At 55.4% G+C, this 14838-nt stretch carries 11 protein-coding genes and 2 pseudogenes; 2 read left to right on the top strand and 11 right to left on the bottom strand.

The window, feature by feature from the left end:
* Positions 1 to 2: 2 nt before the first annotated feature.
* The 11 genes and pseudogenes from PQR40_RS11230 to tssI form a co-directional block, all read right to left on the bottom strand.
* Positions 3 to 638 (bottom strand): annotated as a pseudogene (locus tag PQR40_RS11230) (type VI secretion system Vgr family protein); the annotation flags it as partial.
* A pseudogene (locus tag PQR40_RS11225) lies at positions 635 to 1048 on the bottom strand (Imm71 family immunity protein); the annotation flags it as partial. The pseudogenes PQR40_RS11230 and PQR40_RS11225, both read right to left, overlap by 4 nt.
* A gap of 9 nt (positions 1049 to 1057) precedes the next feature.
* Positions 1058 to 1345: a PAAR domain-containing protein gene (locus tag PQR40_RS11220; RefSeq protein WP_408509002.1), complete on the bottom strand. Its 288-nt coding sequence runs from the start codon at positions 1343 to 1345 to the stop codon at positions 1058 to 1060.
* A 28-nt stretch (positions 1346 to 1373) separates the two neighbouring features.
* Positions 1374 to 2474 carry an Imm72 family immunity protein gene (locus PQR40_RS11215; protein WP_408509001.1) on the bottom strand — a complete coding sequence of 367 codons (1101 nt, stop codon included), beginning with the start codon at positions 2472 to 2474 and terminating at the stop codon, positions 1374 to 1376.
* The gene (locus PQR40_RS11210; RefSeq protein ID WP_408509000.1) at positions 2471 to 3421 is read right to left on the bottom strand and encodes a hypothetical protein; all 951 of its coding nucleotides are present in this window, start codon (positions 3419 to 3421) and stop codon (positions 2471 to 2473) included. The genes PQR40_RS11215 and PQR40_RS11210 overlap by 4 nt, the downstream gene beginning before the upstream one ends.
* Positions 3422 to 3853 carry a hypothetical protein gene (locus PQR40_RS11205; protein ID WP_408508999.1) on the bottom strand — a complete coding sequence of 144 codons (432 nt, stop codon included), beginning with the start codon at positions 3851 to 3853 and terminating at the stop codon, positions 3422 to 3424. It abuts the gene before it with no gap.
* A 40-nt stretch (positions 3854 to 3893) separates the two neighbouring features.
* A complete protein-coding gene (locus PQR40_RS11200; protein WP_408509050.1) occupies positions 3894 to 5051 on the bottom strand; it encodes a glycosyl hydrolase in 1158 nt (385 codons plus the stop codon).
* A gap of 301 nt (positions 5052 to 5352) precedes the next feature.
* Entirely contained in the window at positions 5353 to 6510 is a 1158-nt protein-coding gene (locus tag PQR40_RS11195; RefSeq protein ID WP_408393443.1) for a glycosyl hydrolase, read from the bottom strand.
* 294 nt (positions 6511 to 6804) lie between these two features.
* Positions 6805 to 7962, bottom strand: a complete 1158-nt coding sequence (locus PQR40_RS11190; protein ID WP_408393441.1) for a glycosyl hydrolase — start codon at positions 7960 to 7962, stop codon at positions 6805 to 6807.
* Positions 7963 to 8041: 79 nt separating this feature from the next.
* A complete protein-coding gene (locus PQR40_RS11185; RefSeq protein WP_408508998.1) occupies positions 8042 to 8905 on the bottom strand; it encodes an immunoglobulin domain-containing protein in 864 nt (287 codons plus the stop codon).
* Positions 8905 to 11589: a type VI secretion system Vgr family protein gene (gene tssI, locus PQR40_RS11180; protein WP_408508997.1), complete on the bottom strand. Its 2685-nt coding sequence runs from the start codon at positions 11587 to 11589 to the stop codon at positions 8905 to 8907. The genes PQR40_RS11185 and tssI overlap by 1 nt, the downstream gene beginning before the upstream one ends.
* Positions 11590 to 12266: 677 nt before the next feature.
* Here tssI and PQR40_RS11175 point away from each other — a divergent pair.
* Both PQR40_RS11175 and PQR40_RS11170 read left to right on the top strand, forming a co-directional pair.
* A complete protein-coding gene (locus PQR40_RS11175; RefSeq protein WP_408508996.1) occupies positions 12267 to 12623 on the top strand; it encodes a nucleotide pyrophosphohydrolase in 357 nt (118 codons plus the stop codon).
* A gap of 36 nt (positions 12624 to 12659) precedes the next feature.
* Positions 12660 to 14537 carry a DUF2075 domain-containing protein gene (locus tag PQR40_RS11170; protein WP_408508995.1) on the top strand — a complete coding sequence of 626 codons (1878 nt, stop codon included), beginning with the start codon at positions 12660 to 12662 and terminating at the stop codon, positions 14535 to 14537.
* The last annotated feature ends 301 nt before the right edge of the window (positions 14538 to 14838 follow it).

Here is a 14838-nt window from a genome sequence, read left to right as displayed (position 1 = left end):
GTGATGCCCGCAGGCGTCGCGAACAACATGATCGGTTCCTTGAATGCGTTCGCGCTGCCGGCGCCCCCACCTGCCGTATTACCGCCGCTGCTTGCCGCGTCTGAGACACTGTTCTGCGTCGCATCAGTGAATGCCTTCAGCGAATCATGACCATCTTTCAGGCTTTCGGCCTGATGTGTTTCGCTCGCCTGGCTGAGCGACTCAATCACGCTTTCCGAATTGACCAGTTGGCTGCTTGCGTTACGGACGTCGAGCGGCTGGCTCGATGCGCCCGTGGTCGGATGCGTCGATACGTACATGCCTTGTGCTGCGCGGACTGCGCCGTACGCATCCGACTTCAGATCGAAGCCGCTGCCCAGGTACGCGCCGCGTGAGTTGCTGGTTTGCTCAATCAGATAGCCAAGGTGTAACTGTGCATTCGTGCTCGTGCTGTAAAGCTGCACGCGGTTCTGCCCAGTCGCATCGTCCATCACCATCTGGTTGTAGCCGCTGCCCTGATATTCCTTCGACTTGTAGCCAGACAGGATCCCGTTCGAATGCCAGGCGGGTGTCTTCGCGCCGTTATAGGCTCGCCCGGTGACGATCGGCTTGTCGCAGTCACCATCGAGGAACGACACGATCACCTCTTCGCCTATTCGGACGCGCGCATCAACCTGGCGAGCGCATCGACCTTGGGCGGGTAAGGCTCAATCTGACCACCGCGCTCCCAGTATTTCGAGTTCCTGTAGAAATAGCTGGCCAGATAATTGAATCGATTGACCACGCGTTCGAGTGCCTGACCTTTGCGCCAGACATAACGGTGGCCGCGCGCGAGTTCGTCGAGCCCCTTGTCGTAAAAACTCAGGATTTCATAGATGGTCTTAAGGTGGTCCGCCTCCATCGCTTCCGGATCGGTCGACGGCCATGTTTTGACTGCCGTTTCGTATGCGGAGGCAAAGACCTTGAACGCGTTTTGTTTTGCTTTCCAAAGCGACAAGCTGGTCAGGCGCTGAAGCAACCAGAAAATCTCGCGCCGCGTGACGTCATCTTGCACGTTGTATTGATTCACGCCGCTTCGCTATGCTTCCGTGGACATCATTTGCTGCGAAGCCACCAATCGAGGTGGCGGATGGCACCCGCAAATACATAGGTCCTCACTTAGTGCTGCATGCCTTCCGTCCAGAGCGGTCATGATCTGACGCGGCCCGTCGCGCTGGATTTTCCCTAACGTATTACAGGCCGGACACGCGACTTCGTCGCCTTCATGAGCAAAGTCTTTGTCGCTCAATTGGATCGGAGTCGGCGCCGCTCGAACGACTCCGTTAGCTGTCGTCTTGTCGTCGTTCAAAATTAGAAATCGTTTCACGGAGTCTCTTTGGCTTTTGATTCTGCGGTTAATCTGGTTTGACCAGATGCCACGTCACCCAATGTACCGTTTGCTCGCCCAAGTTGCTCCGAACCATCAAGTCAGGCATCACATTACCTGCCGCAATCTGGATTGGAGCCGCCTCGTAATCCTTCGCTACCCAGAGCCCCGATACTGGACACTCCTCGCCGGTCCTAACTTCTAAAGCGACGTCGTTTACCTTCGGCGGCTTTTGAGCACCAACATCTGTGGCAAGGAAATACCCTGACTCATCGGCAACGATGCCATCCTTGTAACGATCGTCCTTCCAAAGCAGTCTCCAGTGCGTACCTACCTGTTCCACTCTTGAGGTCGCCTCGTTGTATTCAGCGATTCTAGGTGCTTGGGTTTCACTGACGAGATAGTTAAAACAACCGCTATTCATCACTTCTCTCCCACCCAGCGGAATGATACCTAGCAGCCGATCTTGATGGATTTTCACCGGCTCCCATATTCCGTCTACGGGCACTGATTGGCCGGACTGAATAAGTATGTCTGTACCTACAGGAACATCCGGCAACAATGGCGGAAAAACCGGATACGGGAGTTCATAGAAGCCGTAGTTGTAAGCACTCGGATTCAGAAGGTTGCCCGGATTTGACCAGTAGGCGCCTAAGTGAGACGAGGCATAGTCAATTTCGAGTGGGCTCTGATCACCTTGATACCGTGACGCCAGCATAAGTTGGTTCAACGCCTCTATCCTGGGTGGATAGGGCTCCAGTTGCATACCTCGCTCCCAGTATGCCGGATGACGATAGAAGTTAGTCAGTATCACACCGCTTTCACGCTTGGCCTCAAAGAGCGGCTGCCCGATACGCCAGACGAAGCGATACCCTTTCTGCAACTCGTCCAGCCCCTTATTGTAAGCGCTCAGGATGCCATAGATGCGCGGAAGGTTGTCGGCTTCGACTTGCTCGGGCTGGCTCTTTGGCCAAGTTTTTACTGCATCCTCATAGGCCCGCGTAAATATCTCCCATGCGTCGCGCTTTCTTTCCCATAACGTGTAGCTAGTTAAACGTTTGAGTAGCCAGAACACTTCCCTTCTGGTCCCCGCGTCATTCATGTCGTATTGCTTGATTATGTCGTTCATTGGCCATGTCCCTGATCGGCATTGCTCGGTGGAGTCGCCGCTGCCGCCTTGGATTTCGTTACCTTTGACTGGATTTCGTCGGCCGCGAGTTTTCGCGTATGAGCGCCTTCGGCTGCAGCGTCGTCCAGTTTGCTGTAACCGTAAACATCCTCAACGTTCGTCCAGTTGGTCGGACGAAATTCGACACGGATGCCGTTGTACTCGATGGGCTCGAATGCCTCACCAGCTTTGACTTTTTCGCCCATCTTGGAAATGTCGGAGCTCAATCCGCCGAGATCGATAAAGAGTTGCCTGCCACCACCTTCGAGATACTGATTTGGAAGCTTACTTCCGAACTGTTCAGCAATCTGCCCGGCCCATCCTTTCGCTGTGGACATGGCATTTTCAAGGTCGGAGGGGAAATGAAGAATCGCAATGAAGCCGTTCCCGTTCCACTCGTCCAGTACCGCCGAGTGAATGCGCCACTCCTCGGCGGTCTTGGGAATCGAGCCCATGCCCCAGAACATCCCCCCGGCGAAACTTTCGCTCGCATGGGTGGAAGCCTTGCCGAATGCCCTGTATAAAGTTTTTCCTGCCAATGCGCTCGCATCGAGCGCCTCGATTTCGCCGTGAAAGGAAGCTACGGTCTGATATACCTTTACCCCGGGGAAAGCAGGATTATCCTCTGTCTGTTTCATAAGAAGATTCGGCCAGCCGCCTTTGACCTTAGCCTGATACTTTGCCTTTATCTTCGCTTCAACGGGCCCGCCGTCCGCCAGACATTCAGCAGCCGGATACCTCCCTTGCCGGATTTCCCGCGCAAGCCGTCGTTCTTCAAGATACGCTTCCGCTTCGTGGCGCACCTTCGGCATGCCGCCCGTAGCAATTTCGTGAATTTCGCCGCGGTAGACCATGTTCTGCAGCGTTTTGAGCTTCGCCTCGAATTCCCGCAACGCCTTGGGGACCATCTACCGACTTTCCACGATATGTAGCACAGTGCCATCTATTTCTCTCACTTCAATACGGACATCCCTAGTAGAAAGCGCCGCCAGAAACACCACTAGATCTTTGGTTTCGATGACGTCGTAATACGCGACGCGCTCGGCTCCGATTTGTGCCGGAATTTGCGCTCTCAATGAGCCATCCGCATTCGCGATATACGCGCGATTTCCCGAAGGTTCGTACGGCGCCTCGACGACCGTGATGCCGCTTGCATCGCGAAGAAGTCTTCCGATCACACCAGCCGGGTTGCGGATGCTGTGATGAATGCCGGCCGACTGCCAAGTGAGTTCAACGGGTGTCAATTCTGCAACGGTTAACCGCAGAGGATTGTTCTCCCTGTCGTAACCCGGGTTGCGTTCGACGATCCGAAGATCCATGACCTTCGCTGCGGTACTCATTTAATTGCTCGCTGTATGCAAAGACGATAAGCCCAGATTGCTACAACTTCCGTTTCTTCAACGTGTAGGCAAACAGTGCGTATTCGGTGTTTGTATCGGGATCGAAATAGCCGCCTTGGGCCGCTCCGTCGTTCAGGTCGTCCCATGATTTTCCGAAATCTTTGCTGATGAATGTGAAGTCAACTGGCGCGCCGTCGCCCGTGGCATCTGTGGCGTAGACCAGCAGCACGCCTTGCTTACCTGCGCTGAGGCCATCAAGCATCAAGCGTTCATCAAACGTATGCAACTGCTGCACATTGGGTAGTTGGGCGTTCCCCCAAACCGAGAGCGCGCCTGTGCGGCGCCCCTTGTCGCTTGGATCGTCCCAATTGCGCGGCGCACCCAACCGGGACAACGCATAGAGCGAATAGCCTCCGGTCGCTTCCGGCGACGATTGCAGGTCGACTACCGTTTGGTTCGGCAGCACGACATCCTGCTCAAAGTCCTGTTGGTCCCAAGCTATCCGGTAGATAAGACTCGATGTTTTGACGCCGCCCAATTGTTCAACATAGTAAGCGACCCGCAGGACGCCATCAGGGCCAAGATTCACCGCGTCAAACGTTTTGCGGGGCTTGCCGACATCGGCGAGCGGCGGCACTTTAACTTCGTGCCACGACTGGCCGCCATTGGCAGTGCGCCATACGTGAGGTCCCCATCCGATTGCATAACCACGCTGCGAATCAAGAAACAGCAACTGTCCAATGTTGTGGTCTTCCGGCCAGCTCAATTGTGTCCAGTTCTGGCCGCCGTCGCTGGAACGCCAGAGTTTGGTGATTTGCGGTACCAGTTCGTTCGGTGCGTCGGGCGTCTTGTAATCCATCCATCCTGTGCTGACATACAGCGTGCCCCAGTCTTTCGAATACCACCAGGCGGCATCCTGACCGCGTTGCTGGAAAGTGCGTGTTAGCCCAGCGTCGATAGGTCCCCGCAAGAAGTTTACGGTTGACCGGTTGAGGCGCTCACCGGAGTCATTCATCCATGCTTCGGTCGGCTCTGCCACCTCCGGGTTCTTCAATTGATCGGCCGGCTTAAACGTGATTTCTGGACCGGCAAGCTTGAGACTGATCACTTGGGTTCCACGAATACGAAAATCCCCACCGCCGTAGGGTTTGTCAGCTTTGGCGAAAGACGTCGTGACCGTTTCCCAACCGGTCGCCAGGTTCTGGTAGCCGTAGGTTAAAACAGCCAGCAAGGAAAGGCCGCCAAGTAGTTTCTTCCAACGTTTTGATTTTTGCATGTCATTTTGCCAACGGGCGTCTAAGCGCCTCGCCAGCCGGAACATCGATGTCGATGCGATGCGCGATCAGCACTTGCTCAGGACTCGACCGAACGGAATTCCAGTGCAGGCGAAAGGCGCGGTTGGCTTGCGTCAGCGACGGGAAGCAAAAGCGCTCTACATCCAGACGGGAGAAAGATTTATCGTCGAGTCCGCTGTATGCAAAAACGATAAGCCCAGATTGCTACAATTTTCGCTTCTTCAACGTGTAGGCAAACAATGCGTACTGGGTGTTCGTATCGGGATCGAAATAGCCGCCCTGCGCCGCTCCGTCATCGAGCTCTTTCCAAGATTTGCCGGCATCAGTGCTAATAAAAGTGAGGTCTGCCGGTGCACCGTCACCCGTCGCATCAGTCGCATAGACCAGCAACAAGCCTTGCTTACCCGCGCTCAGGCCATCAAGCGTCAAGCGTTCGTCAAAGGTATGCAACTGCTGGACCGTTGGCCGCTGGCGATTCTCCCATGTTGAGAGAGCGCCTGTGCGGTGCCCCTTGTCGCTCGGGTCATCCCAATTGCGCGGTGCACCCAGCCGGGATAACGCATAGGCTGAATAGCCCCCGGTCGTTTCCGGGGACGATTGCAGGTCGACTACCGTTTGGTTCGGCAGCACGACATCCTGCTCAAAGTCCTGTTGGGCCCAAGACATCCGGTAGATAAGACTCGACGTCTTGACGTCGCCCAACTGGTCGACGTAGTAGGCAACACGCAGGATGCCATCGGGGCCAAGATTTACCGCATCAAATGTTTTGCGGGGCTTGCCGGCATCGGCGAGCGGCGGCACTTTAATTTCCTGCCATGACTGACCGCCGTCGGCGGTACGCCATACGTGAGGCCCCCATCCGATCGCATAGCCACGTTGCGGATCAAGAAACAGCAACTGTCCGATGTTGTGGTCTTCTTGCCAACTCAATTGCGTCCAGTTCTGGCCGCCGTCGCTGGAACGCCAGAGTTTCGTAGTTTGCGGTGCCAGTTCGTTCGATGCGTCGGGCGCCTTGTAGTCCATCCATCCAGTGCTGACATACACCGTGCGCCAGTCCTTCGAATACCACCAGGCGGCATCCTGACCACGCTGCTGGAAGGTCCGCGTCAAGCCACCATTGAACGTCCCTTTCAGGAAAGCTACCGTGCGTCGATTTAGCCGTTCGGAAGAGTCATCCATCCATGCTTCAGTGAACTCCGCAACATCGGGATCTTTGAGCTCACTTGCCGGTTTGAACTTCAGTTCCGGTCCTGAAGTCTTGAGGCTGATGATGTCGTTGCCACGAACACGAAATGCCCCACCACCGTATGGTTTGTCATCTTTGGCAAAAGTGGTCGTGACCGTTTCCCAACCTGTCGTCAGGCGTTGGTATCCATAGGTCAAAACAGCCAGTGAGGTAAGGCCGGCTAATAGCATGTTCGAGCGTTTCGATTTCTGCATGTCAATTTACCAGCAGGCGACCGAGAGCCTTGGTGGCTGGATCATCGATTTCGATGCGATGTGAGATCAACACTTGGCCAAGGCTCGACTAAGTTGATCCCCAGCGCAGGCGGAAGGGGCGACTGATACAAGGAGGCAAAGACGTGCGCCCTCCCCCAGACGGAAGAACGGCTTATCGTCGAACTCACTGCACGCAAAGACGATAAGCCCCGATGACTACAATTTTCGCTTCTTCAGTGTGTAGGCAAACAGTGCGTACTGGGTGTTCGTATCGGGATCGAAGTAGCCACCTTGAGCCGCTCCGTCATTCAGGTCGTCCCAAGATTTTCCGAAATCTTTGCTGATGAATGTGAGATCAAGTGGCGCGCCATCCCCCGACGCATCGGTCGCATAGACCAGCAGCACACCTTGCTTGCCTGCGCTGAGACCATCAAGCATCAAGCGGTTGTCAAACGTGTGCAATTGCTGCACATTGGGTCGCTGGCTATTCCCCCATGTTGAGAGCGCGCCTGTGCGATGCCCCTTGTCGCTCGGATCATCCAAATTGCGCGGCGCACCCAGCCGGGATAACGCATAGAGCGAATAGCCGCCGGTTGTTTCCGGAGACGATTGCAGGTCGACCACCGTTTGGTTCGGTAGCACGATATCCTGCTCAAAGTCCTGTTGATCCCAAGCCATCCGATAGATAAGACTCGACGTCCTGACTTCGCCCAATTGTTCGACATAGTAGGCAACGCGCAACACACCATCTGGGCCAAGATTTACCGCGTCAAACCTTTTGCGGGCCTTGCCAACATCGGCGAGCGGAGGCACCTTGATTTTGTGCCACGACTGGCCGCCATCGGCAGTGCGCCATACGTGAGGTCCCCAGCCGATTGCATAGCCACGCTGCGAATCAAGAAACAGCAACTGTCCGATGTTGTGGTCTTCCTGCCAGCTCAATTGCGCCCAGTTCTGACCGCCATCGTTGGAGCGCCAGAGTTTCGTAATTTGTGGTGCGAACCCGTTCGATGGACGAGGCGCTTTGTAATCCATCCATCCCGTACTGACATACACCGTGCGCCAGTCTTTCGAATACCACCAGGCGGCATCCTGACCGCGCTGCTGGAACGTGCGCGTCAAACCGCCGTTGAGCGTCCCGCGCAAAAAATTCACAGTTCCGCGATTCAGCAATTCGGCCGTATCGTTCATCCAAGCTTCGGTCGGCTCTGCAACCTGCGGATCTTTCAGTTGATCAGCGGGCTTGAAGGTGATCACTGGATCTGCGAGCTTAAGACTTATGACTTGGCTATCCTGAATCCGAAAAGCGCCGCCGCCATAGGGTTTGTCATCTTTCGAAAAAGTGGTCGTGATTGTTTCCCAACCCGTCTTCATGCTCTGGTATCCATAGGTTACGGCGGCCAGCAGCGCAAGCCCGCCAATTAAAGCCTTCCAACGTTTCGTTTTTTGCATATCACTTCGTCAACAGACGGCCGAGAGCTTTGCCGACAGGATCATCCATGTCTGAGTGGTTAATCATATTCGGCAGAACCACTTTGCCACTGTCGACTGCCTGCCCCCACGTTCGGCCGTCGCCCCACTCCTGGATGTTCGGTTGCGCCGAGATTTTTACCAGATCCGAAATTGGAAGATCCGCTAGACCTCCATCCAGATAAGCTAGGGGATGTGTCTTGAATGCGAAAGATTTGAATTTATCGTCATCAAGTTCAAGCCCGTACTGTTGCGCCGGCAAGCTGAAGCTACCGTTTCCTGGTTTCTGACTCCTCATTTGAATCTCGTCGCCCACCATGTTTTGCATTAACCCCTTCTCCATGTTCTTCTGAAGATACCACCGGGCACTCCGCAACCAAGCTTGCCCATCCGGGCTCAATTTCGGATACAACTTCGCTCCGTAGTTAGAGCAATAGTAGTACCCGTAACTGACGTAATACGAAGGCGGCTTATGCCCGCACCCGATATGCCGCATCATGAAATTGCCATGACGCGACCAATCGGAATCGGTGCTTTCAGGTGCGATCAACTGCTCGCGCCGATGCAGCAAACGACGTGCGACCTCCTTATCTTTCCACGGGTCCCACGACGTTGCGAAAGCCTTCACCGTCTCCCATGCGCTTGAGACGCTGACTTTCTCTACCGTTTCAAGATACTCACCGTGCAGTGGCTGGTAGTAGTACGGACATTTTCCGATAATCGAAGCAGCCGCAGGCGGCACTATCTTGTTGCAAGTGCTTAGCGCAACCTTCGGGCGGACCTGATACCCGCTGGGTGTCAGCATTGACGTCCCCGTTCCCAAGACGGAGTCCTGCGTGTCAGCCATCAATGGTTCTCCAGAAATTTAATCACCACATCTTTCGGCACGTGACTTTGTGTGAGTCCTGTTTCACCCAGCTCGTTCGTGACACCTTGTGAAATCAGCGTGCCATCAGAGAACATCTGAAACTTCGTATTGGCCGCGGGGATATCCGTGCCGGCCCAATGTGCGATAAACGCTTGGTCGTAGTTACCTTCCGACCCGGGCATGGCAGGCAGCGCGGTGGACATTTGTGTTGGCCCCGCAAACGAATGCTGGCTACCCTTGATATCAACCTTGCCCGGCGCATGAATCTCGATGTTGCCGTCCTTGACGCGTATATAGGCGCCCCCCGCCGTCAGCAGGATTTCCTGCTTTGCCGCCGCCTCGATCTTTTCCGTTGCCGAAAGCAGCTTCAACGTCTTCTGCGACGTGAATTCGATGTTATCCGAGTGCGCCTGGATTTCTACCTTGCCCTTGGCCGCGAAGAGTTTCATCCCGGCATTCTGCACGAACAGGCTCAGCCTCTCCGCGACGCTCGCGATTAGCGATTTACCGGTCGCGATGTGCGCGCTCTGACCGCTCACGAAGGTAATGTGCTGGTCCGCGGATACGTGGGCCGATTTCTGCGTGGACAGGGCGATGCCGGACGGACTGGCGAAGAGCATGACGGGCTCCTTGAACGCATTGGCATTGCCCGTTCCACCGCCCGCTGTCTTGCCACCCGACGAGCCCGAAACACTGTTCTGGGTAGCATCGGTGAAGGACTTTAATGCATCGTGTCCGTCCTTGAGACTTTCAGCCTGATGCGTGGTGCTCGCGTCGGACATCGCTTCCAACACGCTTTCCGAATTCACTAGTTGCGAGTTCGCCTCGCGCACGTCAAGTTGCTGGCTCGTTGCTGATTTCGCATGCGTGGAAACATACATGCCTTGACCAGCACGCACCGCGCCGAATGCATCGGACTTCAGATCAAAGCCGTTGCCCAGATATGACCCGCGTGTGTTGTCAGTCTGAGCGATGAGATAACCCAGGTGCAAATGCGCATTCGTACTCGTGGAATACAGTTGAATGCGGTTCTGGCCCGTCGAGTCATCCATCACCATCTGGTTGTAGCCGCTGCCCTGATATTCCTTGGACTTGTACCCGGACAGCAGGCCGTTGGAATGCCAGTGTGGTTGCGTCGCACCGTTATAAACCCGACCCGTTACGAGCGGTCTGTCGCAATCGCCGTCTACCCAGCTGATCAGGACCTCTTCGCCGACTCTCGGCACATGCACGCCGCCGTATCCGCCGCCCGTATCGGACATGGCGACGCGGACCCAGCATGAAGCTTTTTCATCGCCGCTATTAAGCCGGTCCCAGTGGAAGCGCACCTTGATGCGGTTCAACGAATCTGTGTAGACATCTTCGTTAGCCGGGCCGACGACGATTGCTGACTGCACGTGCATCGCCGGCTTCCGATGCGCCAACGGACTGCGATACGGCACCGCTTTGCGTTGCGCCTCAATTTCAACGAGGAAAAAGCCCTCGCTGCCATCGGCATGTGTGACGGTCAGCGCGTTGGCCTGCGTCGTGTGATCTGCCCGGATCGTTTTCAGTTCGCTTTGCAGGCTGTGCGGAAAATCGGTGGCCTGACTGGACACCGGGAGGTTGTTTTCAATGAACCATGCTGCCTCGATAACGGCGAACTGCCGATTCTGCTCGCTATCCGAGGCGTGAGCGGGGTGGTCATTCAGCTCAAACCAGCGACCGGCATCCGCACCGCGCACGCCACCTGCGCCAAAGAACCGCTTTGCCCGCGATTCCCATTCTTCCATGCGGATTTTCGAAAGGGCATCGCCCCGGTTCTGGCTGCCATAAGTGTAGGCGCCGGAGTATTCATAGACTTCGGCCTGCTGAGGCAGATTTCCCTGTGTGGGAAGTGTGGGGATGTTCGTGCCCTTCGGATTGGCGGGCGAGCCTGGTGCCTTGTAATCGAAGGTGCGGGTCGTGAGCGTCGTGCTTTGCAATGTCCGGGTTCCTGACCACTGAACCAAGGCATCCGTTTCGCTGTTCGTGCCCGCGCGATAGAAATCGACGGTCTGGGGCGAAACAGGCTGGAACGTGTCGAGATTGTCCGCGACGATGAACGTATGCGAATTGCCGTCGCTGGCCTGCTCGAAGTATCCGAACAGCCCTTCGCTTTCCATCAGTCGATGAGCAAAATTCCAGTCGTCCTCATATTGCACGCAGAACGATCGCTGGGGCAGCGGCTTGCTCAGGGCAAAGCGAAATGCGCCTTGAGCCTGTGGATGCATGTTGAAGACATCGGTCAGGATCTCGTCAGTCGGTTTGTCCTGCCAGATTCGCGCATCCTTGCGGAAACGCAGGAAATGCATCCACGATGCAAACGCGATCTGGTAGCTGGTCAGCCCGCTATCCGACCCAAGGCGACGGGCGGTGTGCACATAACCGTGGTGGGGCTGATACGACTTGTCAGTCTGCTGAATCCACAGCGTCACGGGCTGGGCAATCAGCGTCTTGAGTTCAACTGTGTCGGTTGTGGAAACGACGTCGACGGTGAATTCGTAATGACGACCGATTCGGGAATGACCGATGACACGTTGGGGCACTAGAGCGTTATTTCCCTGCGGAGCATCGAGTTTCAGCAGGCGGTCACTTTGGACGAGTCCTCCGGTTATTGCCGCGATTATGTCCTGCGCTCCCATACTGCCTCTTTCTGTTTACTTTTCACGCGCCCCCGCGTAATCGCGTGATTTTACAAAACATTTATGGGGTGAGGCAAATTGGATTATTGAAGAATGTTAAATGTTTCTTATATAGGTGCTCTTATATGCATTAAGCATTTTTTGGTGAGTTTTATTGAGGCTTGGTTGGGTCTGCTTTGGGTGGAACGTTGGACGATGCGGGGCGTCGGTCGGGCTTCGACATGCTCGATCTCGTGCGAGGTCTGCAGGCAAATAAATGAGGCGCGCATCCGCGATGACAACAGGTTGCCAACTCTTAATTGGCTGCTACGGTGACGATAAACCGACTGCGCCATTAGGCAAAATTGCTAGTTTCTTCCAAGGCAGGTTGTTTCTCTCGCCAGTTTGGGAGCGTTAGACGCATTGGGGTATCCGGCGCCCCTGTGCAACGACAACGCGCCCACGTCCTTGGGCCAACGCAACTTGCGTCATCTGCGACGCGAAGCCTCATACCAGCGTAGCCAGCCAAATTACGCACCCATCAAACCGCCTGCTCTTATATCATCACCTTTTATTGAGATAAGGACGACGCGGCCCATTCGAACAGGGACGCCTCTCGTGCCCTATTTCACCGCAAGACCAATCCGATTAGTTATCCCCAGCCGTCTGGGGGAGCCATCACCCGAAGAGATTTTGAGATGCAAAGTGACCTTGCTAGCTTGCGCGACCTCGTTCGTCAGTTTGCGGATGAGCGCGACTGGGACAAATTTCACACGCCAAAGAATCTGGCGACGGCGTTAAGCGTCGAGGCGAGTGAGCTGCTGGAGCCATTTCAATGGCTGACCACTGGCAACAAGAACGAACTGGATGAGAGCAAACAAGCCGCCATTCGTCACGAAATGGCGGACGTATTGCTCTACCTCGTCCGCCTCGCAGACAAGCTTGATGTCGACCTCTACCAAGCCTGTTTGGAAAAAATGGAGGTCAATCGCGCGAAATATCCCGCTGAAAAAGTCCGGGGAGATTCGCGTAAGTACTCCGACTACCAAGACTGAGAATCAAACCAAAACTAAAACGAAAATCAAAGACCAATGCGACTGTACGCAAACCATTGCAAGACATTCATCGAGGACTGCGAGCGCAACCAGATCGCAGAGAAACTACGTACGAGCTTCCAGCTATACGCCAAAAATCCGTCACCTAGTGAATTCCAATCCTGGCAAAACTCCCTGCGCGCGCTCGCACTCATTTTTTCGCGCGCAGGGTTGACCAACCAGGGCGTCATGCTCGAATTTCAACTGCCGACGAACTCGAAGCGTATCGACTGCTTGTTATGCGGCTTCGCGAAAGATGGAACGCCGACGGCCGTCGCGATCGAGCTGAAGCAATGGCAGACATGCGAGGAGTCGGCGGGGGACAACGAAGTCTCGACGTTCATCAATGGCTGCGTCCGCGACGTACTGCATCCCTCTGCTCAGGTAGCACGATACGCGTCCTATCTTCGGGACAATCATGAGGCTTGCTACGCGGACGAGACTCCGATTGAAGTCGCTGCTTGCGCCTATTTACACAACTACCATTCGCATCCAGCTGATCCGCTGCGGGCGCCTAAATTCTCGGCGTTGCTGGAGATGGCACCGACGTTCAGCGCCGACGACATAGACGAGTTCGTCAAGTTTCTGGTGGATCGGGTTGGAGGTGGCGACGGTCTGGAAGTGCTGCGTCGCATGGAAGAAAATCGCTATCGCCCTAGCAAGAAGCTGATGGACTATGTGGCGTCCGTGATCAAGAACAACCCGGAGTACACGCTGCTTGACGAGCAGCAGGTGGCATTCGACGCCGTGATGACCGCTGCGCGTCGCGGGGTGCATGACCGTCAGAAGCAGATCATCATCATCAAGGGTGGCCCAGGCACCGGCAAGTCTGTGCTGGCGATCAACCTCGTGGCGAGTTTGTTATCAAGTCACTACTCGACGCACTACGTGACCGGCTCCAAAGCGTTCACTGAAACGCTGCGGAAGATCATTGGTTCACGAGGTCAGGAGCTGTTTACGTACACGAACGGCTACGTAGACGCGCAGGCTGATTCGGTGGATGTGCTGGTCACTGACGAAGCACATCGTATCCGGGACGTGAGCAGCAATCGCTTCACGCCGGCGAACAAGAAATCCGGCCTGAAGCAACTGGAGGAATTGATCGCCGCCGCACGTGTTTCGGTATTTTTCATTGACGATCATCAGGTCGTACGCCCGGGGGAAATCGGCTCCGTCGCCTACATTCGGGAGTACGCGGAGAAGCACAAGTGTGCGGTGTACGAATCTGAACTCGAGACACAGTTCCGCTGCAACGGCTCAGATGCGTTTGTTCGCTGGATAAACACGATGTTGGGCATTGATGACCGTCCGCGCTTCGAATGGAACGATCACGACGCTTTCGATTTCCGGATTTTTCAGTCTCCGGAGGCGTTGGAAAACGCGATCAAGGATAAGGTGCAAGCGGGCGCAACTGGCCGGTTGGCGGCCGGCTTCTGTTGGCCTTGGTCAGATCCTAACAAGGACGGTACGCTTCAGGCCGACGTCGTGCTCGGAAACTTCAGCCGTCCGTGGAACGCAAGGCCCGATTCGGGGCGGCTTGCTGCAGGCATTCCGAAATCGTCGCTTTGGGCGTATCACCCGAACGGGATTAACCAGGTCGGATGCGTGTATACCGCCCAAGGTTTTGAGTTCGACTACGCCGGGATCATCTTCGGACAGGACCTGCGCTTCGATCCATCTCAAGACGCGTGGGTCGGGGATAAGACAAAGTCGCACGACTCGACTGTGAAGAAATCGAAGGACGACTTCACACGTTTGGTCAAGAACACATATCGCGTCCTGCTCTCTCGCGGTATGAAAGGCTGCTACGTCTGCTTCGCGGATGCTGAAACCGAGGATTACTTCAGAAGCCACGTTGCTGGGGCATTGCAGTAAGTATCGTTTTGCGGGGGGACGCGCTGGATCGGTTCGTCTCCCCAGCGCCGATAACGCCTCGCGCACGCTTACCTGGTAGTTCGCGGGCTTCCCTCTCCGACAGGCACGCGCACGCGTCGCTCGGGCGTCGACATGCTCGATCTCACGCGACGTCTATCAGGGCGAGTCTGTCTCAAATCTAGCGATGAAATGTGCCCACGGCTTTGTTGTTCATCGAGCGTTCGACGCAGTTGCACAACCCCCGACAATACGCGAAAATACATCGGATGCCTAACAACATTGCGCGACAATCACGACGTTT

The sequence above is a fragment of the Paraburkholderia sediminicola genome, from assembly GCF_046026855.1.
In the GTDB taxonomy this organism is placed as follows: domain Bacteria; phylum Pseudomonadota; class Gammaproteobacteria; order Burkholderiales; family Burkholderiaceae; genus Paraburkholderia; species Paraburkholderia sediminicola_A.
Note: the sequence above shows the minus strand (reverse complement) of the source record. Positions and strands in the feature narration are given on the sequence as shown.

Coding starts and splice junctions, on each gene's coding strand:
- PQR40_RS11215 (WP_408509001.1), bottom strand. CDS start 2,474: ATGAACGACATAATCAAGCAATACGACATGAATGACGCGGGGACCAGA.
- PQR40_RS11210 (WP_408509000.1), bottom strand. CDS start 3,421: ATGGTCCCCAAGGCGTTGCGGGAATTCGAGGCGAAGCTCAAAACGCTG.
- PQR40_RS11205 (WP_408508999.1), bottom strand. CDS start 3,853: ATGAGTACCGCAGCGAAGGTCATGGATCTTCGGATCGTCGAACGCAAC.
- PQR40_RS11190 (WP_408393441.1), bottom strand. CDS start 7,962: ATGAAGACGGGTTGGGAAACAATCACGACCACTTTTTCGAAAGATGAC.
- PQR40_RS11185 (WP_408508998.1), bottom strand. CDS start 8,905: ATGGCTGACACGCAGGACTCCGTCTTGGGAACGGGGACGTCAATGCTG.
- tssI (WP_408508997.1), bottom strand. CDS start 11,589: ATGGGAGCGCAGGACATAATCGCGGCAATAACCGGAGGACTCGTCCAA.
- PQR40_RS11175 (WP_408508996.1), top strand. CDS start 12,267: ATGCAAAGTGACCTTGCTAGCTTGCGCGACCTCGTTCGTCAGTTTGCG.
- PQR40_RS11170 (WP_408508995.1), top strand. CDS start 12,660: ATGCGACTGTACGCAAACCATTGCAAGACATTCATCGAGGACTGCGAG.